The sequence below is a fragment of the Mesorhizobium sp. M0816 genome, assembly GCF_040320005.1.
Lineage (GTDB): Bacteria > Pseudomonadota > Alphaproteobacteria > Rhizobiales > Rhizobiaceae > Mesorhizobium.
In genome coordinates, this window is the sequence record NZ_JAMYOT010000021.1 from 33356 (window position 1) to 54612 (window position 21257).

Annotated in this window: 20 protein-coding genes; 12 read left to right on the forward strand and 8 right to left on the reverse strand. The window is 62.1% G+C overall.

Annotated features, from left to right (window positions below; genetic code table 11):
* Positions 1 to 13 precede the first annotated feature (13 nt).
* The gene (locus tag NKI17_RS26565) at positions 14 to 1537 is read left to right on the forward strand and encodes a sensor histidine kinase (protein ID WP_352907010.1); all 1524 of its coding nucleotides are present in this window, start codon (positions 14 to 16) and stop codon (positions 1535 to 1537) included.
* On the opposite strand, the gene NKI17_RS26570 is transcribed toward NKI17_RS26565, so the two are convergent.
* The gene (locus NKI17_RS26570; RefSeq protein ID WP_023675001.1) at positions 1534 to 2532 is read right to left on the reverse strand and encodes a nicotinate-nucleotide--dimethylbenzimidazole phosphoribosyltransferase; all 999 of its coding nucleotides are present in this window, start codon (positions 2530 to 2532) and stop codon (positions 1534 to 1536) included. The genes NKI17_RS26565 and NKI17_RS26570 overlap by 4 nt on opposite strands.
* A gap of 197 nt (positions 2533 to 2729) precedes the next feature.
* Between NKI17_RS26570 and NKI17_RS26575 the strand changes: the two genes are divergently transcribed.
* The gene (locus tag NKI17_RS26575) at positions 2730 to 2963 is read left to right on the forward strand and encodes a DUF1289 domain-containing protein (protein WP_031193575.1); all 234 of its coding nucleotides are present in this window, start codon (positions 2730 to 2732) and stop codon (positions 2961 to 2963) included.
* Between the two features lie 13 nt (positions 2964 to 2976).
* Positions 2977 to 3681, forward strand: coding sequence for a TIGR02281 family clan AA aspartic protease (locus NKI17_RS26580; RefSeq protein WP_352448873.1), 705 nt, complete (start codon positions 2977 to 2979; stop codon positions 3679 to 3681).
* 8 nt (positions 3682 to 3689) lie between these two features.
* Here NKI17_RS26580 and dusA read toward each other — a convergent pair whose 3' ends face one another.
* Both dusA and NKI17_RS26590 read right to left on the reverse strand, forming a co-directional pair.
* Entirely contained in the window at positions 3690 to 4676 is a 987-nt protein-coding gene (gene dusA, locus NKI17_RS26585; RefSeq protein WP_352621788.1) for a tRNA dihydrouridine(20/20a) synthase DusA, read from the reverse strand.
* A 227-nt stretch (positions 4677 to 4903) separates the two neighbouring features.
* Complete coding sequence (locus tag NKI17_RS26590) at positions 4904 to 5575, reverse strand: GntR family transcriptional regulator (protein WP_023674997.1); 672 nt, start codon at positions 5573 to 5575, stop codon at positions 4904 to 4906.
* Between the two features lie 140 nt (positions 5576 to 5715).
* Between NKI17_RS26590 and NKI17_RS26595 the strand changes: the two genes are divergently transcribed.
* From NKI17_RS26595 to NKI17_RS26630, 8 genes are all read left to right on the forward strand, one after another.
* The gene (locus NKI17_RS26595) at positions 5716 to 6303 is read left to right on the forward strand and encodes an amino acid synthesis family protein (protein WP_352448870.1); all 588 of its coding nucleotides are present in this window, start codon (positions 5716 to 5718) and stop codon (positions 6301 to 6303) included.
* Complete coding sequence (locus NKI17_RS26600) at positions 6296 to 8095, forward strand: alpha/beta fold hydrolase (RefSeq protein WP_352907011.1); 1800 nt, start codon at positions 6296 to 6298, stop codon at positions 8093 to 8095. The genes NKI17_RS26595 and NKI17_RS26600 overlap by 8 nt, the downstream gene beginning before the upstream one ends.
* 5 nt (positions 8096 to 8100) lie before the next feature.
* The gene (locus NKI17_RS26605) at positions 8101 to 9159 is read left to right on the forward strand and encodes an LLM class flavin-dependent oxidoreductase (protein ID WP_352907012.1); all 1059 of its coding nucleotides are present in this window, start codon (positions 8101 to 8103) and stop codon (positions 9157 to 9159) included.
* The gene (locus NKI17_RS26610) at positions 9156 to 10631 is read left to right on the forward strand and encodes an aldehyde dehydrogenase (RefSeq protein WP_352907013.1); all 1476 of its coding nucleotides are present in this window, start codon (positions 9156 to 9158) and stop codon (positions 10629 to 10631) included. Before NKI17_RS26605 ends, NKI17_RS26610 begins: the two co-directional genes overlap by 4 nt.
* An 83-nt stretch (positions 10632 to 10714) precedes the next feature.
* Positions 10715 to 11734: an ABC transporter substrate-binding protein gene (locus NKI17_RS26615; protein ID WP_352907014.1), complete on the forward strand. Its 1020-nt coding sequence runs from the start codon at positions 10715 to 10717 to the stop codon at positions 11732 to 11734.
* A gap of 66 nt (positions 11735 to 11800) precedes the next feature.
* Positions 11801 to 12661 (forward strand): ABC transporter permease, encoded by an 861-nt coding sequence (locus NKI17_RS26620; RefSeq protein WP_352742805.1) that lies wholly within the window; start codon positions 11801 to 11803, stop codon positions 12659 to 12661.
* A gap of 1 nt (position 12662) precedes the next feature.
* Positions 12663 to 13463 (forward strand): ABC transporter permease, encoded by an 801-nt coding sequence (locus tag NKI17_RS26625; RefSeq protein WP_352873415.1) that lies wholly within the window; start codon positions 12663 to 12665, stop codon positions 13461 to 13463.
* Positions 13460 to 14536 (forward strand): ABC transporter ATP-binding protein, encoded by a 1077-nt coding sequence (locus tag NKI17_RS26630; protein ID WP_352575042.1) that lies wholly within the window; start codon positions 13460 to 13462, stop codon positions 14534 to 14536. The genes NKI17_RS26625 and NKI17_RS26630 overlap by 4 nt, the downstream gene beginning before the upstream one ends.
* A gap of 590 nt (positions 14537 to 15126) precedes the next feature.
* Here NKI17_RS26630 and NKI17_RS26635 read toward each other — a convergent pair.
* The 4 genes from NKI17_RS26635 to NKI17_RS26650 all read right to left on the reverse strand — a co-directional run bounded on the left by NKI17_RS26635 (position 15127) and on the right by NKI17_RS26650 (position 19212).
* Positions 15127 to 16164, reverse strand: a complete 1038-nt coding sequence (locus NKI17_RS26635; RefSeq protein WP_352907015.1) for a phosphatidylglycerol lysyltransferase domain-containing protein — start codon at positions 16162 to 16164, stop codon at positions 15127 to 15129.
* Between the two features lie 274 nt (positions 16165 to 16438).
* Positions 16439 to 17161: a glycosyltransferase gene (locus NKI17_RS26640; protein WP_352448862.1), complete on the reverse strand. Its 723-nt coding sequence runs from the start codon at positions 17159 to 17161 to the stop codon at positions 16439 to 16441.
* A gap of 108 nt (positions 17162 to 17269) precedes the next feature.
* On the reverse strand, positions 17270 to 18043 hold the full coding sequence (locus NKI17_RS26645) for a glycosyltransferase family 2 protein (protein WP_352907016.1): 774 nt from the start codon (positions 18041 to 18043) through the stop codon (positions 17270 to 17272).
* A gap of 113 nt (positions 18044 to 18156) precedes the next feature.
* Entirely contained in the window at positions 18157 to 19212 is a 1056-nt protein-coding gene (locus tag NKI17_RS26650) for a glycosyltransferase family 4 protein (protein WP_210164203.1), read from the reverse strand.
* On the opposite strand from NKI17_RS26650, the gene NKI17_RS26655 reads away from it, so the two are divergent.
* Positions 19129 to 20526 carry a glycosyltransferase family 2 protein gene (locus tag NKI17_RS26655; protein ID WP_156937290.1) on the forward strand — a complete coding sequence of 466 codons (1398 nt, stop codon included), beginning with the start codon at positions 19129 to 19131 and terminating at the stop codon, positions 20524 to 20526. The two genes, NKI17_RS26650 and NKI17_RS26655, sit on opposite strands and share 84 nt — an antisense overlap.
* A gap of 30 nt (positions 20527 to 20556) precedes the next feature.
* Here NKI17_RS26655 and NKI17_RS26660 read toward each other — a convergent pair whose 3' ends face one another.
* Complete coding sequence (locus NKI17_RS26660; RefSeq protein ID WP_352568665.1) at positions 20557 to 21252, reverse strand: sulfotransferase family protein; 696 nt, start codon at positions 21250 to 21252, stop codon at positions 20557 to 20559.
* Between the last annotated feature and the right edge of the window lie 5 nt (positions 21253 to 21257).

Consider the following 21257-nt stretch of genomic DNA (forward strand, 5'->3'; position numbering starts at 1 on the left):
AATTGAAGACTTCATGCCCCTGCAACGCTCGACCACGGCGGACAAGTTTATTGTGGACCGCAGGAAACGCCATCGCAACAGCGATGTCGCGCGCGCGGTGCGCAAGACGCGCGACCGTCTTTCGCAGCAAGCCGGAAATCCCGACTTCGACCGCGAGCTGTTGAAGCTCCACGCGCTTTCGATGACCGGCGGCGTGATCGTCATTCCGCTGCTCGTTCTGGCAACGGCCGCGGCAGGCCTGTTCGCGGGCATCGGCAAGGAGATCGGCGTCTGGGCGCTGTTCACATTCATCTGCTATACCATCGTTGCATTCATGGCCAGACGCGTCACTCAAGCGTCCGAACTCAACCCGCTGGAAACGCATAGGGATTTCCTGATCGGCCATTTTCTGTGCGGGCTTGGCTGGGCTTGGTTCGCATGGCTCGGCTGCGAAACTTGCCAAATGGATCAGTTCCAGGTCGCCAAGGCGGTGGTGCTGCTGCTCGCCATGTCGGCAACCGCGATCCTGGCCTCGTCCCTGCGCGGTGCGCTGTTGGCGACCTTCGCCCTCCCGGTCGCCATCTATGCTTATGCCAGTGCGAAATTATGGATGCCGGTCGAAGTGATCATGGCAGGCTTGCTGATCGCCTCGTTGCCTTTCTTCGCCTATGTAGCGCGCCAGCTCAACCGTTCCTCGCTGATGCTGCTGTCGTTCCGCTCCGAAAAGGATGCGCTGATCGCCGAACTGGAGACGGCGAAATCGATGTCGGACGAGGCACGGCGGCGGGCGGAAGACGCCAATCTGGCGAAATCGCGTTTCCTGGCCTCGATGAGCCACGAACTGCGCACGCCGCTCAACGCCATTCTCGGCTTTTCCGAAGTGATGGCCAACGAGGTGCTCGGCCCGATGAGCAACCCGACCTATCGCGACTATGCCCGTGACGTGCACGACTCCGGACAGCATCTGCTCGACCTGATCAACGAAATTCTCGATTTGTCGCGCATCGAAGCGGGCCGCTACCAGCTCAACGAGGAGCCGATGATGCTGCTCTCCGTCGTCGAGGATTGCTGCCACATGATGGAGCTGAAGGCGCGCAACAAGGACATCCGCATCGTCCAGGATTTCGAAAACGCCTTGCCGCGCTTGTTCGCCGACGAACGCGCGGTGCGGCAGATTGCGCTCAACCTGTTGTCCAATGCCATCAAGTTCACCGCCACCGGCGGCGAAATCCGCGTGCGCGTCGGCTGGACGGCGGGCGGCGGGCAATATCTCTCCGTCAAGGACAATGGGCCGGGCATACCGGAAGACGAGATTCCGATCGTGCTTTCGGCCTTCGGCCAGGGCTCGATCGCCATCAAGAGCGCCGAACAGGGCACCGGGCTTGGCCTGCCGATCGTGCAAGGCCTGCTGGCCATGCATGGCGGCGAATTCCAGCTCCATTCCAGGCTGCGCGAAGGCACCGAGGCGATCGCCATCTTCCCGCTGAGCCGGGTGATGGAGGAACTGCCGGCGCTGCCGACCAAGGCGGTTGCCTTCGCGCCGGCGCTGAATGCTTAACCGCGGACCGCGGCTGCCATGCCGGAGCTGGTCAGCGCGGCCGCCTTGACCAAGCCGGCGGCAAGCGCCGCCCCTACCCCCTCGCCTTGACTGACGCCCAGATCGAGCAGCGGGCGAAGGCCGAGGCGCTCGGCGGCCTTGGCATGACCAGACTCTGGCGACAGGCTTGCGAGGAGACAATGATCGAGCGCGGCGGGGTTGGCGGTATGTAGGACACCAGCGGCCGCAGTCACCGCAAACCCATCGAGCAGCACCGGGATCTTCTGCATCCGCGCCGCCAGAATGGCGCCGCAGATCGCGGCGAATTCCCGCCCGCCGACCCGGCGCAGCGCTTCCAGCGGGTCCTTGAGGCTCGCGCCGTGAAACGCGACCGCGGCATCGACCACCTCCGCCTTGCGCCTCTGCATCGCCGCGTCCGCCCCTGATCCAGGGCCGACCCAGTCGGCGCTGGTGCCGCCGAACAGTGCCGTGCAAAGGGCCGCGGCGACAGTCGAATTGCCGACGCCGAGGTCGCCAAGGCAAAGCAGGTCGGTACCGCCGGCAATCGCTTCCATGCCGAAGGCCATGGTAGCGGCACAACCGCGCTCGTCCAGTGCCGCATCCTCCGTAATGTCGGCTGTCGGAATGTGCAGGGCCAGATCGAACACCTTCAAGCCGAGATCGTTGGCGATGCAGATCTGGTTGATTGCTGCACCGCCGGCGGCGCAGAGCTCGACTGCATTTGCCGTGGCGGCGGCGGGGCGCGGCGAAATGCCGTGACGGGTGACGCCATGATTGCCGGCAAAGATCGCCACCAATGGCCGCGTCACCGCCGGCGGCGCGCGGCCGCTCCACCCGGCAAGCCAGGCGGCGATGTCCTCGATGCGGCCAAGCGAGCCTTTGGGCTTGTCTGCCTTGGCAAACAACTGACGCACGCGGGCCTTGGCCGCCATATCTCCCGGCGGCAGGCTCACCAGGAGGTCGCGAAAATCGTCGAAAGGCAGCGCGCTGGTCATGTCGATGGCGATCGTCCGTGTGAATTGGTGAGCGGCATAGCCGCCTTGGCCAGCCGGCACAACCTCAAGCCGGCACAACCTCCAGGCCCGGTACAACTTGGCGGTATTGACGCGAAAGCATTCGTTGGCGGCGCTTCCCGGAGGGCTTGCATTGACTTTGTCGTTGCACCATGTGGAGGCTAGCCAAGGAAATCCTTATGACGGCCATTGAATCCCCGTGCATCCTGGTCTGCTCGATCGATATGAAAACCGGCTTCTGTTTCGGTTGCGGGCGCACGCGCGAGGAAATCGCCGCCTGGATCGACATGACCCCGCAAACCCGCCGCAGCGTCATGGCCGAGCTGCCGGCAAGGCTGGAAACGGTCGAGCGACGCCCCCGCCGGGAAACCCGTCGCAGCCGCATGGCACGCGAACGCGACGCCCTCTCGTGAACCGGCCGCAGAGATGAACCGACTGTTGTGGATTCTGATCGTCGCGATCGGGGCGGGTGTGCTCCTGCTCATGCTCAACGATTCCGCCGGCAGTACGTTCGGCATTGAGAATTACGATTTCAGCCAGCTGATCTGGCTTGGCGCTTTAGCGGCGCTCGTCGGCGCCGGCCTGCTCAGATCGGGCAGGCCGTTAGGCACCATGGCCCGCAGCCTCGGCGCCTGGGGTGCCATCGTGCTGGCGCTGATCGCCGGCTATCAGTACCGCTATGAGTTGCAGGATTTCGCCAGCCGCGTCACCGCCGGCCTTGTTCCCGGCAGTCCGCTGGCGCTGGGCGTGGAAGAAGGCCATGCCACCGTCACCCTGGACAAGGCCGGCAGCGGCCATTTCGAAGCGCGCGTCACGATCAACGGCACGCCGATCCTGACGGTTGTCGATACCGGCGCGACCAGCACCGTGCTGACCGCCGAGGACGCTCTGGCGGTCGGGTTCAATTCGGCGGCTCTCCGCTTCACCATACCGATCTCTACCGCCAACGGCATGACACGCGCGGCGGCGGTGCGAACCGACGAACTGTCGATCGGCGGCATCGTGCGCAAGGACATGCCCATCATGATCGCCGCACCAGGCACGCTCGGCCAGAGCCTTCTCGGCATGAATTTCATCGGCTCGCTATCGGGCTTCGACGTCCGTGGCGATCGCATGATTTTGCGGGATTAAGTTTTTCCTCAGGCCGCCTCCGCGGTCCGGCCGAAATCGACCTCTGCGAAGGCTGACTTCAGCACCTCCGGTCCGGCACCCGGCCGTGTCGCATCGGTGGAGAGGATCTGCCGGTAGCGGCGTGCACCGGGCAGGCCGTGAAACAGCCCGACCATGTGCCGGGTGACATGCCCGAGGCGTCCGCCCTGCTCGATATGGCGTGACGCGTAATCCGCCATGGCATCGATCAGTGCGGCAAAATCGAACGACTCAGCAGTGCTGCCGTAAAACGCGGCATCGATGCCGGTCAGTATCCCTGGCGTGTGATAGGCGGCGCGGCCGAGCATGGCGCCATCGACATGGTCGAGATGCGTCAGCGCCTCTGCGCGAGATTGAATGCCACCGTTGATGCCGATGAATTTGTTTTGTTTTCTGGCTTTCAGCCGATAGACGCGGTCATAGTCGAGCGGTGGGATGTCACGATTTTCCTTTGGGCTCAGTCCTTCCAGCCAGGCCTTGCGGGCGTGCACCCACAGCGCGTCGGCGCCGGCCGCGAAAACAGCATCGGCCAACGCATCGAGTGCCGGTTCCGGATCCTGCTCATCGACGCCGATGCGGCACTTGACGGTAACCGGTATTTTCACCGCCGCCTTCATTGCCGCGACGCAATCCGCGACGAGCACGGGCGTCTTCATCAGGCAGGCGCCGAAGGTGCCCGACTGGACGCGGTCGGACGGGCAGCCGACATTGAGGTTGATTTCATCATAGCCGAAGGTTTCGCCGATGCGCGCCGCCTCGGCCAGCTTTCCCGGATCGGCGCCGCCGAGTTGCAGCGCCACCGGATGTTCGCTGTCGACGAAGCCGAGCAGCCGCTCGCGTGCGCCGTGGATGACCGCATCGGCCACCACCATCTCGGTGTAGAGCAGCGCCTCGCGCGTCAGCTGGCGATGGAAGAACCGGCAGTGCCGGTCCGTCCAGTCCATCATCGGCGCCACGGCAACTTTGTGGCGTAACATATTCATTTTATTTGTGGCGTAACATATTCATTTTACTATTTTTTCTGTCTCAGTCCGTCCGATACTCCGTTCGAATGACAGAGCAATTTGGCAAGAGATGCACACCTAACTGACCCGATATACGATTTTGCCGCCGCAACTGAAAGCAAATTGGCATGTCACACATGTCACTGTACGCACCAGTTAGATGCCTGCCGTGGAACGATGGACCGCCGGCGGCATACCAGTCAGCCAAGGCGAAGCGTGTTGCGGGCGATCTGCCACGCGGATTCGACATGCCGCCGCGCCGCCTCCTCCGCCTCGTCCGGCTTGCGCGACCGGATTGCATCCATGATTTCGGTCATTTCGGCGATCGCCGGCTCGCGGCGGTTCTCCGACGCGATCGTCATTGAGCGGAGCTGGTTGATGCGGACATTCAGCCCCGTCACGATTTCCCAGGCAATGCGCTTGTCCGCCGCCTCGAACAGCGTTTCGTAGAACTTGGTCGTTGCCCGCATCACCTCGACAGGCGCACCGGACGCCCACGCCTCAAGCAGGTTCGTCAAGGCGGCATCGAGCGAGGCGATCTGCGCGTCCGTGGCTGTCAGGGCGCAAGCCCGCGCCGCGATGCCCTCGAGCAGCGCCCGCAATTCATAGATTTCGTCGGTGCGGCCGAGATCCGGTTTGGCCACGGCAGGTCCGTGGCCCGGTATCATCTGCACCAGGCCTTCCGCCTCCAGCTGCCGCAGCACCTCGCGCACGACGGAACGGCTTACCCCGAGCTGATCGCATAGCGGCCGCTCGACCAGCCTTTCACCAGGCTGGAAATGGAAGCCCATGATCGCCTCACGCATGCGCTCCAGCGCCAGCGTCCTCAGCGTCTTGGCAGAGCGGTCGATCCGCAGCGTATCGCCTGACATTTTCTCTCCCTACCCCGATCCGGCCACAAAACAGATTCCATAGCCGATTGACAAGGCTTCTGGTGCTCCATAGTATGGTATACCATAAGATGATGTAAAGATTTCGGCGTTGCACAGCGCCGTGGCGACCGAGGACTTTCATGAAACCAGCCATTCGAAAGATCGTCACCTACATCGAGAACACGTTAATCGAGGGCGGCAAGGAAGCCCCAAAACCGTTGCGCCTGATCGGCGTCGCCGCCGTGCTGACAAACCCTTGGGCGGGCCGCGGTTTCACCGACGACCTGTCGCCGGAGATCCGCGTCATTGCTCCCGTCCTAGGCGAACTGCTGACCCGCGAGATTATCGCCGTTGCCGGTTCCGGCGAGGCAATAGAGGGTTATGGCAAAGCCGCGGTCTGCGGCACGGCGGGCGAGATCGAGCATGCATCGGCGCTGATCCATACGCTGCATTTCGGCAACCATTACCGTCGCGCGGTCGGCGCCAAGACCTATCTCGCCTTCACCAATCTGCGCGGAGGGCCGAACACCCCGATCATGATCCCGCTGATGGACAAGAACGACGAAGGCCGCCGCTCCCACTATCTGACCGTACATTTCCAAATCGGCGACGCGCCCGCGCCCGACGAGCTGGTGGTGGCGCTTGGCGCTTCGATTGGCGGCCGCCCGCACCATCGTATCGGCGATCGCTATCAGGACCTCAAGGAGGTCGGAGACCTGCATGGCTGACGTCGCTGCCACCGCATGGGTCCGAGACACGGCTCCGGACGGCACCGGCTTCATCCGCGCCGGCTCCGGCGCGCCGGTTCTGCTCATTCACGGTGTCGGCATGAACGCCGCGATCTGGCACGATCAGATCGCGGCGATGAAAGACCATCATGACCTGATCGCCATCGACATGCTCGGCCACGGCGTTTCACCGCTGCCGCCGGAAGAAGCCAGCCTGTCGGATTTCGCCGATCAGGCGGTTCGCCTTCTCGACCATCTTGGCGTGGCGTCGGTGTCGATCGTTGGCCATTCGATGGGCGCGCTGATCGCTCTGGAGATCGCCCTTCGCACCCCCTCGCGCGTTCGCTCCATCGTCTGTCTCAATGCGGTATTCCGCCGCCCCGCGGCCTTGGCGCAGGCCGTACGCGAGCGTGCGGCCGCGCTCGGCACCCATGGCAACCCTTCCGCCATTGCGGCCACGCTTGCCCGCTGGTTCGGCGACCCGCTGCCGGCGAACCTTATCGGGGCGGCCTCTACCGCGCGCGCCGCCCTTGAAAGGGTCGACCCCGAAGGCTACGCGCGCACCTATCGCCTCTTTGCCCATGCCGATGCTGAGCACGCCGGTGCTCTCCCCGGTCTTGCCGCGCCGGCCCTGTTCATAACCGGGTCGCAAGACAGCAATTCGACCCCGGCCATGTCGGCGGCGATGGCGAGGCTAGCGCCGCACGGCCAATGCCTCGTGCTCAATGGAGAAAGGCACATGATGGCAATGGCTTCACCTGAAAAAGTGACCAAACACATCATGGAATTTCTCGACACGGCAGGAGACGCTGGCGTGAGGCCGGAGACGGATGCAGTTTTTGACAGCGGCGAATTCCGGCGCGCACTCGGCTCGTTCCTGACCGGCGTCACCATCGTCACAACGATCGGAGCGGAAGGCGAACCGCGCGGCTTCACCGCCAACTCCTTCACCTCGGTCTCACTCGAGCCGCCGCTGGTGCTTGTCTGCATCGCCAAGAGGGCGCTGGGGCACAGTGCTTTTTCGACGTCGAGAGGTTTCGCCATCAACATCCTGTCAGAGGACCAGAAGGCCCATTCCGGCATCTTCGCTTCCAAAGCAGCGGACAAGTTCGCGGCCGTGAGCTGGCAACCGGGCCGGACCGGCAATCCGCTGATCGACGGCTCCGTTGCGGTATTCGATTGCGGCATGGAGCAGCTGGTCGATGCTGGCGATCACTCGATCCTCATCGGCCGCGTCCGCGACTTCAGCCACAACGGAGCCCAGCCCCTCGGTTATTGCAGAGGCACCTACGTCACGCCTGGCCTCAGCCAGGAGGCGCTGGCGGCGGCGCCCCCCGATACGGAGGTCGGCGCCATTCTCGAGAACGAGGGCCGTGTGCTGTTCGTCGAAACGGCCGACGGGATTTATGAATTGCCTGCGGGGCGCGGACTGGGCACGCCCAACGATGCGCGCAGCCTCAAAGGGCGCCTTGCCGCCAGGGCCATAGACGCCCAGCTCGGCTTCCTGTTCGCGGTGTGGGACGATGCCGCCGAACCCTGGCGCACGCATGTTTATTATCGCGGAACGGTCGATGGCGCCTATTCCGACGACCGCCAGATGCGGCTTGTCGACATCGAGCAGATCGCCGATCTGAAGATCGCCGATCCCGCGGTGCGTTCGATGCTTGCCCGCTATGCGCGCGAACGTACGGAAGATGCATTCGGCGTCTATGTCGGCAACGAGGTCGAAGGCGAAGTCCGGCCGCTCGCCAAGTCCTCGCCTTCTCAAATTCCTCTTTCCGGTCGCGGGTGAAACCGATGAAGTTTTCGCTTTTCGTGCACATGGAGCGATCGGATCCAGCAAAGCCGCATTCCGAGCTTGTCGGCGAGCTGGAGGACCTGGTTGTCCAGGCCGAAGAGGCAGGATTCGAGACTGCCTGGATCGGCGAGCATCACGGGATGGAATTCACCATCTCGCCGAACCCGTTCATCAACATCGCCTGGCTCGCCGCCAAAACCAGGCGCATCCGGCTCGGAACAGGAACCATCGTCGCGCCGTTCTGGCACCCGATCAAGCTTGCCGGCGAAGCAGCGATGGCCGACGTCGTCACCGGCGGCCGTCTCGACATCGGCATTGCGCGCGGCGCCTACGCTTACGAATACCAGCGACTTTTCCCAGGCCTCGAGGCCTGGGGTGCCGGCCAGCGTATGCGCGAGATGGTGCCGGCGATCCGGGGCCTTTGGGATGGTGATTTCGAACTCGCCGGCGAGTTCTGGTCGTTTCCTTCAACCACCTCGTCGCCCAAGCCGCTGCAAAAGCCTTATCCGCCGATCTGGGTGGCCGCACGCGATCCGAACTCGCACGACTTTGCGGTTTCCAGCAAATGCAACGTCCAGGTGACGCCGCTTGCCTCCGGCGATGGCGAAGTGGCCAGCCTGATGGAGCGTTTCAACGCGGCGTGTAATGCCCACCCCGACGTACCAAGGCCGGAGATCATGCTGCTGATGCATACTTTCGTCGCCGAGGATGCCGCGGAGGCTGACCGGCTCGCGCAGGATCTGTCGCAGTTCTACTGCCAGTTCGGCGCCTGGTTCCAGAACAAGAAGCCGGTGCACCAGGGCATAATGGAGGCGCTGACCGAAGACGAGATCGCGGCCATGCCGCAATATGCGCCTGACAAGATCAAGCAGAACCTGGTCATTGGCGAAGCCGACGAGGTGATCGCCAGGCTGAAGGCCTACGAAGCGCTCGGCTACGATCAGTATTCGATCTGGATCGACAGTGGCCTTTCCCATTGGCGCAAGAAGAAATCGCTGCAGCTCTTCATCGACAGGGTGATGCCGGCCTTTTCCGAGCCGAAAGCTGGATTGCGATGAGCACCACTCAATTCAGGAACTATATTGACGGCAGCTTCGTCGAAGTGGCGGCCACCTTCGACAGCATCGATCCCTCGACGGGCGCGCCATGGGCGAAGATGCCCGCTGCATCGTCTGATGACGTCGACCGCGCCGTCGAAGCTGCTCACCGGGCGCTTGGCTCCGGCACTTGGCCGGCAATGACGGCAACGGCACGCGGCAAGCTTCTGGTGCGGCTCGGCGATCTGGTGGTCGCCAATGCCGACCGGCTGGCGGAACTCGAGACGCGCGATACCGGCAAGATCATCCGCGAGACCCGCGCCCAGATCGCCTATGTCGGCGACTATTACCGCTATTATGGCGGGCTGGCCGACAAGCACGAGGGCTCGTTTCTCCCCATCGACAAGGCCGACATGGAAGTGACCATCCGGCCGGAGCCAATTGGCGTCGTCGCCGCCATTGTGCCGTGGAATTCGCAGCTCTTCCTGTCCGCCGTCAAGCTCGGGCCGGCGCTGGCGGCCGGCTGCACCATCGTTCTGAAAGCATCGGAAGACGGCCCTGCCCCGTTGCTGGCCTTCGCCGAACTCGTCCATGAGGCGGGATTTCCCGCCGGGACCGTCAACATCCTGACCGGCTTCGGCCACGATTGCGGTCACCGGCTGACCAGTCATCCACTCGTCGCCCGCGTTGCCTTCACCGGCGGTCCCTCGACCGCTCGGCAGATCGTCAGGAATACGGCGGAAAACCTCGCCTTCACGACGCTCGAGCTCGGCGGCAAAAGCCCGGTCGTGGTGTTTGCCGATGCCGATCTGGACAGCGCCGCCAACGCGGTCGTTGCCGGCATCTTCGCTGCCACCGGCCAGAGCTGCGTCGCCGGCTCGCGGCTGCTGGTCCAGCGCTCCGTCAAGGACGAATTCCTCGCCCGGCTCAAGCGCAAGGCCGAGGCGATCAGGATTGGCGATCCGCAGGATCCCGCGATCGAAATGGGACCGCTCGCCACCTCGCGCCAGCGCGAATGGATAGAGAAGATCATTGCTGAAAGCCTGGCCGCGGGCGGGCAACTGGTCACCGGCGGCATCCGCCCCGCGGGCATGGCGGACGGCTTCTATTACGCGCCGACGATTATCGACGCGCCTGATCAGACCCTTGCCTGCGTGCGCGAAGAGCTCTTCGGCCCGGTGCTCTGTGTGCTAGCCTTCGACAGCGAAGCTGAAGCGCTTTCGCTCGCCAACGACACGAAGTTCGGCCTGGCGTCCGGCGTGTTCACCACCAATCTGGCAAAAGCCCACCGCATGGCGCGCGGCATCCATGCCGGCGTGGTCTGGATCAACACCTATCGGGCGGTCTCGCCGCTGGTTCCGTTTGGCGGCTACGGCCAATCCGGGCTCGGCCGCGAGGGCGGCCTCGATGCGATCCGCGACTACACGCGTTCGAAATCGGTGTGGATACGCACCTCCGACGACCCGATTCCCGATCCTTTTGTCATGCGGTAGCCGCCGCTGGCCGGAGATGCGCGATCAAGGCGAAAACGACCGATCGCGAACAGACAACAACGAAAACAACAGAGGAGAACGACATGAAACTGATCATCACCGGCTTCCTTGCCGGATTTATTGCAACGACAGTTCTGGCAACGACGGCCGCAAAAGCCGAGGACATGGTGTTCACCAGCTGGGGCGGGACGACCCAGGAAGCGCAGACCAAATCCTGGGCCGAGCCGTTCACCGCTGCATCCGGCATCAAGGTCATGCAGGACGGCCCGACCGACTACGGCAAGCTGAAGGCGATGGTCGACAGCGGCAGTGTCAACTGGGACGTCGTCGACGTCGAGATGGATTTCGCCATCAAGGCGGCCAAGGACGGTCTGCTCGAGCCGATCGACTTCAAGACCGTGCCGAAGGCCGACCTCGATCCGCGCTTCACCACCGATCACGCCGTCGGCAGTTTCTACTATTCCTTCGTGCTCGCCTGGAACAAGGGCGCCGTTTCGGGTGAACCGGCCGGCTGGGCCGACATGTTCGACCTGACGAAGTTCCCGGGCAAGCGGACCTTCTACAAATGGTCGGCGCCCGGTGTCATCGAGATCGCGCTGCTGGCCGATGGTGTTCCGGCGGACAAGCTCTATCCGCTGGATCTCGATCGCGCCTTCAAGAAACTCGACACCATCAAGTCGGACATCGTCTGGTGGGGCGGCGGGGCGGAGTCGCAGCAATTGATCGCATCCGGCGAAGCAACGTTCGGCCAGCTGTGGAACGGCCGCGTCTTCGCACTGGACAAGGATGGCGCCGATGTCGGCGTCTCCTGGAACCAGAACCTGACCGCAGCCGACGTTCTGGTGGTACCGAAGGGTGCCAAGAACAAGGATACGGCGATGAAATTCGTCGCCGCGGCGAGCAGCCCCGCCGGCCAGGCCAAATTTGCCGAAGCCAGCGGTTATGCGCCGATCAACACCAAGGCCAAGGCAGAGATGCCGGCCGATGCCGTGAAATCGCTGCCGGACGCTCATGTCGACGGACAGATCAATCTCGACATGAACTACTGGGCCGCCAATCGCGACACCATCGCCGCGCGCTGGTATGCCTGGCAGGCGAAATAAGCCCGCCCTTGAACCGCAATGGACGAGACGGTTCGCTCCGTCTCGTCCCGTAGCCGGGTCGCTGTCATGTCGGTCGAAACACGCCGGAACTTTGGAACGGTGCGGGTGCCCGCAGGTCTCAATGGCCTGCTGCCGGCCCTGATTCTGATTATGCTGTTCTTCGTCGTCCCCGTGCTGGCGCTGCTTTTGCGCAGTGTCACGGAGCCCGAGCCAGGCTTGCAGAACTATGCTGCCCTGCTTGGTGACGGCACCTATGCGCGGGTGTTCTTCAACACATTCCTGGTCGCGGCGTTGGTCACCATCGTCACGGTCCTTGTCGCCTTTCCGGTCGCCTGGATGCTGGCGATCATGCCTTCGGGACTGGCCTCGATCATCTTCGGCATCATCATTCTGTCGATGTGGACGAACCTGCTCACCCGCACCTATGCCTGGATGGTGCTCCTGCAGCGGACCGGCGTCATTAACCGGACGCTGATGACCATCGGCGTCATCGACCAGCCGCTGCCGCTCATCAACAATCTCACCGGCGTCACTATCGGCATGGTCTACATCATGCTGCCCTTCATGATCCTGCCGCTAGTCGGCACGTTACGGGCGATCGATCCGATGACGCTGCGTGCGGCGTCGCTGTGCGGCGCAAGCCCTTTCCAGGCGTTCCGCCGCATCCTCGTGCCGCTGTCGCTTCCCGGCGTCGCCGCCGGCGGCCTGATGGTCTTCGTCATGTCGCTCGGCTACTTCGTAACGCCGGCACTGCTCGGCGGCACGTCGAACATGATGCTTGCCGAAATGATCGCACAGATGGTCCAGTCGCTGCTCAACTGGGGGCTCGGCAGCGCCGCTGCCTTCATCCTGCTTGTCGTCACCATGGTTCTCTACGCACTGCAGCTGCGCCTTGTCGGTGCCAGGCGCACGAGCGGAGGCATCTGAGATGCTGCTCGACTATGACCGCATGGGTGGACTACGGGTTGCCCTGCTCGGCTTCACCGCGCTGGTCGCTGGCTTTCTTCTGTTGCCGGTGGTCTTCATTGTCCTGCTCTCCTTCGGCTCGTCGCGCTGGCTGGCTTTTCCGCCGCCCGGCTGGACGCTCAAATGGTACCAGGAGCTTTTTGCCGATCCGGCCTGGCTCGACGCCGCGCTGACCAGCGCTCGGATCGCCACCATGACGGCGATCCTGGCAGTAGCGATCGGCCTGCTCGCCTCCTTTGCCCTGGTTCGCGGAAGGTTTGCCGGACGTGAGATCCTGCGCGGCCTGCTGCTGACGCCGATGGTTCTGCCCGTCGTTGTCTTCGCCATCGCCATCTACGCCTTCTTCCTTCGCCTTGGCCTCGGCGGCACCACCATCGGCTTCGTCATCGCCCACACCGTGCTGGCGCTGCCCTTCGCCATCATTCCGATCGCCACCGCGCTCGAAGGGTTCGACAAGTCGATCGAGGACGCGGCAATCGTCTGCGGGGCAAGCCCGCTCGAGGCCAGGCTCAGGATCACCTTGCCGTCGATCCGGATCGGCATCTTCTCCGCCGCGATCTTTTCCTTCCTCGCCTCGTGGGACGAAGTCGTGGTGGCGATCTTCATGGCCAGCCCCAGCTTGCAAACCTTGCCCGTCAAGATCTGGGGCAGTCTGCGGTCGGACCTCAGTCCGGTGATCGCCGCTGCCTCCAGCCTGCTAGTCGGGCTGACGCTTGCCCTGATGGTGATGACGGCGCTGCTGCAGCGAAAGTTCCGGACATGACCCATCCTTTCCTCTCCATCCGCAATCTGCGCAAGGCGTTCGGGGCGATCGTCGCCGTGCACGACGTGACGCTGGACATTCCCAGGGGCGAGTTCCTGACCTTCCTCGGGCCCTCCGGTTCGGGAAAATCGACGACGCTCTACGCGATCGCCGGCTTTCAGGACCCGACTTCCGGCGATGTCTTGCTGGAAGGAAAATCACTGCTTGCAGTGCCTTCGCACAAGCGCAACATCGGCATGGTCTTCCAGCGCTACACGCTGTTTCCGCATCTGACGGTGGCCGAAAACGTCGCTTTTCCGCTGCGGGTTCGCCGCAGGCCGGACGCCGAGGTGAAGAAAAAGGTCGCCGACATGCTGGCCCTGGTGCGGCTCGAAAGCTTTGCCGGACGCTTACCCGGTGCGCTGTCGGGCGGCCAGCAGCAGCGCGTCGCGCTGGCCCGGGCGCTGGCCTACGATCCTCCGATCCTTTTGATGGACGAGCCATTGTCGGCGCTCGACAAGAAGCTGCGCGAGGAAATCCAGGGCGAAATCCGCCGCATCCATCGCCAGACCGGCGTCACCATTCTCTACGTCACCCACGATCAGGAAGAGGCGCTGCATCTGTCGGACCGAATCGCCCTGTTCAAGGATGGCCGCATCGAGCAGACCGGCACCGGCGAGGATCTCTATCTCAGGCCGGCGACCGATTTCGTCGCCGGCTTCATCGGCAATTCGAATTTCCTCGCCGCCGAACATCTCGGCACTACCAACGGCACGACAACGATCCGCATGACAGACGGTTCGGTCATATCCGGAGTCAGGGCCAACGGTACGTTCGGCAAAGGCCAGAAGACCAGGCTGATGATCCGGCCCGAAGCCTTTAGCATGGAGCGGAGCCCGGCGAGCGCGGAACTGAATGTCGAGATCGTCGACATCGCATTTTACGGCGAGCGCCGGCGGATCGTCGCGCGCATCGCCGCTGGACAGGAGGTCGACATCAGGCCGACCTCCGCCGCCATGCAATCGCAGGATGTGTGGCCCTGCAGCCGGCAGGTCTTTTTCGATCCCGCTGCTGCATTCCTGTTTCCGGCCTGACTAAGCCGCGGTGGATCGCCGCCCTTCAACGCTTCGCAGCGATGGAAGCGTGCTTGGGAACAAGCTGTGGTTAGGTCCATCATCAGCTTCGATCAGCAAGCGCGCAACGTGATCGACGTTGCAGTCGGCTGATTGGATGGCGGGCGCAACTCCTGTATCCATTGACAGTCGTCATGCTCGGTTGGAAGATGAAGAAGGTCAGCGGCGATAGCCATACGGGAAGGCAATGGTCCAACCGCCAGATACCGGACACCATCCTGGCAGCGTCGTCGCGGTCATCGTCATTTGTTTGATCATCGTTGCTTTGTTCTTCATAGGCTTCAGATACTCAAGGCCAGGCCAGGGTACCCTCGTTATTCCTGGCGGTACGCTGCAGCAACCGTGAATCCGACCCCTTGGCGCTGACGCGGAGCCGTTCTCAGGCTGCCAAAAGTGCCCCGGCGGGACTGGGGGACGCCGCGGAATGGGCCGGCGGTTCGCAGCCGGTCTTTTGCTTCCCGCCGCGGCATTCCTTTCCCACCTAAACAACCAAGCCTGACCGGTGTGAGGTCGACCATACTAGGAGACGACGAGCGCTAAGCCACTAGGCATTAGACGGCCCTGATCAGCCGGAGCAGAGAGAGCGCTTCGAAAAAGGTCCCATTGCGAAAGGCAAGATAGGTCGGCTCTTCGACACCATGGAACCGGCGCTTGAAGGCCGCCTGCCCCTGCAGATTGAAGCGGGTGCGATTGACCCAGGGGGAGTCATAGGCACGCTGGAAGGCGTGCCGCCAGAAATCGCTTTCGGCAAACCCGCTAGGTCCGATTTCGACAAGCGGCGACAGGCCTAGGGTGACGACGGAAACACCTTCATCGCGAAAGCGGTCGACCGCGAATTTGGTCAGGCCGATCTCGGCATGCGCCGAGGCATCGATGTGCTTGCGCTTGAACGAGGTGGTGTAGCCGATGACCTTGCCGTCGCTGAACAGCGGATCGAAATCCAGCAAGGCCACGAGCTCCCCATCCGGACCGTGCAGGACGAAACGGCGCATATCGACGCCAAGGTGATCGGCAAAGGGCCTGTTGAGAAATTTCATCTCCCAGCGCTTGACGATGCGATCGGCCCGCCAATTCTGGGAGAGCCTGGCAATCTCGTCGAGGAAGACAGTCCCGTTGTCCTCTGCGAAGGAAAAACCCTTCTTCAAGAGCCAGCGTTCGGAATAGCGCACTGTCTCATTGCGCTTTCCGGAAAAGTCGTGTCTGGGCAGGACAAGCCTGGTATCGACGCCGAGGCGGTTGACCCGATAGCCAAGCCCGGCAAGCACGCGCGCCGTCTGGTCGCCGATCTGCACGAACCACGGGCTGCCGGCAACCTCGATGAAACGTCTGATATAGTCGCGCCAATCGGCCGGGGCAGCCACTGGATCACCGAGCGCGAAATGATGTCGCGTTTTGCTGCCGTAAGCGATGTAGCCCTGGGCATCGCCGAAGTAGTGAAGCCCCTTCTGCACGGCGGTCGAATAGGCAAGGGAAAAATCACCATGGCGACGGACCAGCGCCAGGCGCTCGACATGGTTCAGCTGCAGCCGCGGTATTTTAGGCCCGCGGTTCTCCAGGAAACGATCGAGGCGTCTTCGCAGTGACGGCATGGTCGACTTTCGCGTGCCGGCTAGGCCGATGAAAGAGCTGACGGACCCAAAAACCGATCATATTGCCGCGAGCTGATCCTTATCTGAGCGCGGCATGTTTACCCGGCCGGAGCCGCCAGATTCGTAGGCGCAATCTGCCCCGGTCCCGCCCCCAGGCGGCAACACGCATTGTTGTCGACGCCCAGCGCCTGACGGCTGGTTGCTGCGCCCTTGGCGACACGAAAATCAATGCCACTTTCGGAAGCGCCCAGGTCACCTGCCAAACACGATGTTCTTATCGAACGGCGCTCTGAGAAGATTCCGCTTGATCGGAAGCCAGGAACTCGTCGCGTTCTGCTATCCACAAATCGGCGTAGTCGACATTCTGCCATTCGGCAAACCACGGGCCGCCGCTGGTATAGTGGACCGCCTTAGGTGTGCCGACCGCAGGCTTTTCATTCCAACCTTCGAGCCAATTCCACTCTACCGGCAATGAGCCCAAATCTTTGTCGGCAACCCACTGCATTCGGTGAAGATAGGCGCCACTTTCCTGATTCACGACCTCTGGCGTGAGCGATCTGACCGAAGGATGGGCGCAATTGAACAGCATCAGCGACGACCAGTTTTTCCGAGGATAGGACGTCTGGACCACACCATCCATCTTGGTTGTGGCCTTCGGCGTATAGTCATGCTGGACGCAATAGACCGCCTTGTCCGAGTCCGTATATTTCAGCAGGCCTGCGACATCACCAAGCCACAGGAAATCGCAATCGCAAAACAGGGCCCAACCCGTGTAGTCGGCGAGAAAGGGCGTGAGGAAGCGCGTGTAGGTGAACTCCGTTGAGGCGAGCGGATCTTTTTCCCGCCAATATAGCCCGCGGGCACGCATCTCGTCCTGTTTGATCGGAATGACGGAGACAGGCGCCGACGCATGTTTGAGCAGCGAGTGTCGCGCGACGTCGTACGCGATCGGCTCACGGCTGTCCCATCCGATAAATACCCTAAACGCATCAGTCATATTCACTACCCTGGCTTTCGATTTTTACGGTCGTACACTAACTAGTTGGCGATGGCTCGGCAACAATTGCGGTCAACCAAGCCGGTTTCTCACAGATTTGTCCTGGCCTCAGCGTTGCTTTTTTGGGCGGACCGGGCCTCGCATTCCCAATGCGACACGGGCCCATTTCTGATAGGTGTAGCTGGCCGAATACGCGGCCACCATCGCACCAATGGAACCGTCCAGAAATCCCAGCCGGAAAATATAGCTGCGCACATAGGCCCAGACCGAGCGCAAAACCGCCTTGCCTATCGAGCTTTTTTTGCCCTCGGCAAGCAGTTGCGCGGCGGACGCTTCTGCGTACCGGCCGATCTTGTCGTGGGCATCTGCCAAGTCGGTAATGGAATCGTGCTCGATCGGCTGAGACAATCGGCTGACCTTCCCGTTCACCAATACCTTCTCGTGCACGGTGTCGTCGCTGAACCGCCCGGAGCGGCGACGGAAGAGCCTGAGCACCAGATCGGGCGACCAGCCGCTATGGCGGACAATGTGCCCGCAAAAGCGCGATCTTCTCGGTATTTCGAAGCCGTCATTGGCTTTTGGGTCGGCGATTGCGGCCCTTATTTCCGCGCCGAGCGGCGCCTCCACCCACTCATCGGCATCCAGCGAGAGGATCCAATCCCCCGTTGCCGCGGCCAGCGCACGGTTTTTTTGCGCACCAAAACCGGGCCAATCAACGGTCATCAGAACCTTTGCTCCCAGAGCACCGGCAATCTCCCTGGTTCTGTCGCTGCTGTTGTTGTCGAGAACGACGATCTCATCGGCAAAATGGACCGACCGAAGGCATTGCGCGATGGATGCCTCCTCGTTGCGGGTGATGATAATGACCGAGAGCGCCGGCACGGTCAGAATGCTCCGGCATCAAAGCTGCCACTGTCATTCGAATGCATCTGCAGCATCGGCTCCCGGCCCGTTAGCACACTGAGGGTACTAACCTAATTCAACAAAGTCGAAAATCATTTCAGATCAAGGCCTTCATACAGCGCCATCATTCGCTTGATCATGACATTGAAATCATAGTGTTCGGCCGCCGCTCTCACCCGGGCTGCGGTCTCAGGTCGTGACGACAACTGCAGCGCGTGCGCGAGCGCTGCAGCGAGGTCGCTTTCGCTGGCCGCATCGCAAACGAGCGTCGGCTCGAACCGCTCGACAAGCTCGCGCGCTCCACAGCCGGTGCTTACCACGGCGGGCAAGCCGCTGGCCATCGCTTCGATGACCACTGTGCCGAAAGGATCATAGATGGAAGGCAGCACGGCAATATCGGCCGCGCCGTACCACGGCAGCATGTCTTTCTGCGGCCCCAGCATCTTGAGCCGTGCGCCGAGACCGAGCCTGTCACCGGCCTGCCTGAAGGCGTTGGCGCGCGAATCATGGCCGATGACCCACAATTCAGGCTCGCCATCGAGCCTAGCGACCGCCTTCATCAGTGCAAGAAGTCCTTTTCGCGCAAAGCCCGAGCCGACAAACAGGACGACCGGCCTGTTTTCGTCGACGTCGAGCCGCGCGCGGATTGTCGCCCGATGCTGCTGGCGCAGCTGCGGGTTGAAGCGGTCGAGATCCACCCCGTTGGGAATATGGTGCACATTTTCCGCCGGATAATCGTAGTGACGGACAATGTCCTCTGCCACCATCTTCGAAATGGCAATGACAGCTTTGAGCCTCGGGCTGGCGTAGGTTGCACGTTCAAGGCGCAGCGTCTGGCGGTGAAAGGGGCTCAGCGCCATTGCCGCCCTGCCAAGCCGCGTCTCGAAACGCCGCCGCTCGGCAAGATAGGCGGCATGAACGCCCTCCCCGGCCCGGAAGACATCGCAGCACGGGAGGCGATCGTTGCTCTGCACCAGCGCCGGCGGCATCTCGGCGATCTTGCGGCAGGCAGCTTGGGCAAAGGACGTCGCCCGCAGCGAACGCGGAAACCGGCGGCCGGCACAATGGATGAACTCGATGCCTTCATAACGCGGCCAGTCGCCGGACAGCACGGCCACCCGCCGCTGACGCGCGGCGAATGCGGCCATGATGTTTTCCAACATGATCTCGCCGCCACCGAAAGGCGCATAACGCTGGCGCACGAACAGGAGCGGCCTGTCGAATTGAATTTCGGCGCCACGAATGCCGGCGTACATGGGGTCTGGGCTCCGGCCTTGTTGCCATCTGACGATGTCTATAGAGGCCAGCTCGCATCGGCAACACTTGGAAAGCTCACCCGCCGGAACTCAGAACAGGCCTGTGTCCATTGTCCGCAACTGCTTGCGATTTGCCTAACGGTGCTGCATGTAGAAATTAACTGCAAACAGCGGATCAGCGCCAGCTCCAGCCGGGCGGTGACCGCCATGAGGGGAATCGATGGCTTGAGCAAAGCAACCTGGCCCGCCATTGTCCGCCGGACGATTACCGACACCGCCATATATCGGCTGAGACACACCTTCGGAAGACGGGCAGAAGTGTCATCGCTGCGGCCGATAACGCCCCTTAAAGCGAATGACCTGCCTTTGATCCTCGTCATCCGCAACGAGGCGGACAGGCTACGCCCGTTCCTGAAGCACTATCGCGAACTCGGCGTCACCAGATTCGCCGTCCTCGATGACCGCTCGACAGACGGAACAGCTGAGCTTCTGGCCGAGCAGCCAGATGTCGATCTATTCAGCTCGCCGATCACCTATTCGCAGTCGGACCTGGGAAACCTTTGGCGTCAGCGGATTGTGCAGATCTATGGTCAGCCTCGCTGGTATCTGACCGTGGATGCGGACGAATATCTTGTCTATGACGGTATGGATCAGCATCCGCTCGGTGCGATGGCCGACTGGCTCAAGCGGCGCGGAATGACACGCCTGCTGGCGCCGATGATCGACATGTATCCGAGCGGAAACATCTGGGACGTACCCTTCGATCCCATCGTGCCGCCATGGCAAGTTGCGGACCATTTCGACGGCAGCGGCTATGAGGTGACGAGGAGCCCCCGGCATCTCAAGATCACAGGCGGCCCGAGAACCCGGCTTTTCGCCAGGCAGCACAAGTTGACCAAGTTTCCTCTGATATATGTTGATCGCCAGACGATTTTTACGTCGATTCACTCACCGCTGCCCTACTGGCGAAACTATATAAAGGGATTGGCTGGCCTGCTTCATTTCAAGTTCTTCGCCGATTTCAACGACAAGGCGCAGGTCGCGGTGGCGGAAGGTCAGTATTGGAACGGCGCTTCCAAATATCGCCAGTATCATGAGGTATCGAGCGGTAAAGCCGCTCTCAGCGCGATGAGCGAACAGTCAATGCTGTACGAAGGAGCTCACAGCCTGTTCAAAACGGGTTTGATCGACAAAATTGATTGGTAGACGGCATTTCAAGCAGATGCCGAACCGACATCATGCATAACCGAATGCTTTCATAAGCTGGGCACCTCGTCCTTGGACCAGGTCCTGTAGCTCGGCGTTTCCAAGTTCGGAGCGCCATCTTCCGCTCCCGTCATAGATCGGCTGATTGACCTGTTGGTTCCGGAGCACCGCATGCGGCGTCTCGCCGCTGGCGTCGGTCGGCTTGAACCACTGCTGCGGGTTCTTGTGATAGTCGAGGAGATCCGGGCTGAAGGTTACATCGAGAAAGCCGCATATCTGCTCGACGACTTTGGCCGGATTCTCGACCAGGTCCTCATAGCGATAGATCAGCACATCCGGCTTTCCCCGTTCCGCAAGAACCAGCGCATTGTCGTTGATCCAGCGGTCGAGAGCCTCCGTTGGGTCGCCAAGTCGTTTGATCAGGGACGCTACGACGTCGCGCCCATCTCGCACCGGCATGACGAAACGCGCACCGGGCACGAGCCGGCGAATGCGGGCGACACGGCGGATATGCCGCGGTGTCTTTTCAAGCAGCAGGTTCTTTCCAGCATCGAGCGCCGCCCGCTTCAGTTTCCAGAAGCGGAACATGGCCAGTGGCGTCCACTTGAAGAAAATGTTGGTTTCCTGGAGCGGCAGGTAGACGTCGGGATGCGACGCAAGGATCGTCGCAATCAACGTCGTCCCGCTATGGCCGCAGCCGCAAATGAATCCGGTCCGCATCACCATGTCGG

Bases quoted from the DNA above. Each gene is read 5' to 3' on its own strand.
- NKI17_RS26565 (WP_352907010.1), top strand. From the start codon at position 14: ATGCCCCTGCAACGCTCGACCACGGCGGACAAGTTTATTGTGGACCGC.
- NKI17_RS26570 (WP_023675001.1), bottom strand. From the start codon at position 2,532: ATGACCAGCGCGCTGCCTTTCGACGATTTTCGCGACCTCCTGGTGAGC.
- NKI17_RS26575 (WP_031193575.1), top strand. From the start codon at position 2,730: ATGACGGCCATTGAATCCCCGTGCATCCTGGTCTGCTCGATCGATATG.
- NKI17_RS26580 (WP_352448873.1), top strand. From the start codon at position 2,977: ATGAACCGACTGTTGTGGATTCTGATCGTCGCGATCGGGGCGGGTGTG.
- dusA (WP_352621788.1), bottom strand. From the start codon at position 4,676: ATGTTACGCCACAAAGTTGCCGTGGCGCCGATGATGGACTGGACGGAC.
- NKI17_RS26590 (WP_023674997.1), bottom strand. From the start codon at position 5,575: ATGTCAGGCGATACGCTGCGGATCGACCGCTCTGCCAAGACGCTGAGG.
- NKI17_RS26595 (WP_352448870.1), top strand. From the start codon at position 5,716: ATGAAACCAGCCATTCGAAAGATCGTCACCTACATCGAGAACACGTTA.
- NKI17_RS26600 (WP_352907011.1), top strand. From the start codon at position 6,296: ATGGCTGACGTCGCTGCCACCGCATGGGTCCGAGACACGGCTCCGGAC.
- NKI17_RS26605 (WP_352907012.1), top strand. From the start codon at position 8,101: ATGAAGTTTTCGCTTTTCGTGCACATGGAGCGATCGGATCCAGCAAAG.
- NKI17_RS26610 (WP_352907013.1), top strand. From the start codon at position 9,156: ATGAGCACCACTCAATTCAGGAACTATATTGACGGCAGCTTCGTCGAA.
- NKI17_RS26615 (WP_352907014.1), top strand. From the start codon at position 10,715: ATGAAACTGATCATCACCGGCTTCCTTGCCGGATTTATTGCAACGACA.
- NKI17_RS26620 (WP_352742805.1), top strand. From the start codon at position 11,801: ATGTCGGTCGAAACACGCCGGAACTTTGGAACGGTGCGGGTGCCCGCA.
- NKI17_RS26625 (WP_352873415.1), top strand. From the start codon at position 12,663: ATGCTGCTCGACTATGACCGCATGGGTGGACTACGGGTTGCCCTGCTC.
- NKI17_RS26630 (WP_352575042.1), top strand. From the start codon at position 13,460: ATGACCCATCCTTTCCTCTCCATCCGCAATCTGCGCAAGGCGTTCGGG.
- NKI17_RS26635 (WP_352907015.1), bottom strand. From the start codon at position 16,164: ATGCCGTCACTGCGAAGACGCCTCGATCGTTTCCTGGAGAACCGCGGG.
- NKI17_RS26640 (WP_352448862.1), bottom strand. From the start codon at position 17,161: ATGACTGATGCGTTTAGGGTATTTATCGGATGGGACAGCCGTGAGCCG.
- NKI17_RS26655 (WP_156937290.1), top strand. From the start codon at position 19,129: ATGGATGAACTCGATGCCTTCATAACGCGGCCAGTCGCCGGACAGCAC.
- NKI17_RS26650 (WP_210164203.1), bottom strand. From the start codon at position 19,212: ATGGCCGCATTCGCCGCGCGTCAGCGGCGGGTGGCCGTGCTGTCCGGC.
- NKI17_RS26660 (WP_352568665.1), bottom strand. From the start codon at position 21,252: ATGGTGATGCGGACCGGATTCATTTGCGGCTGCGGCCATAGCGGGACG.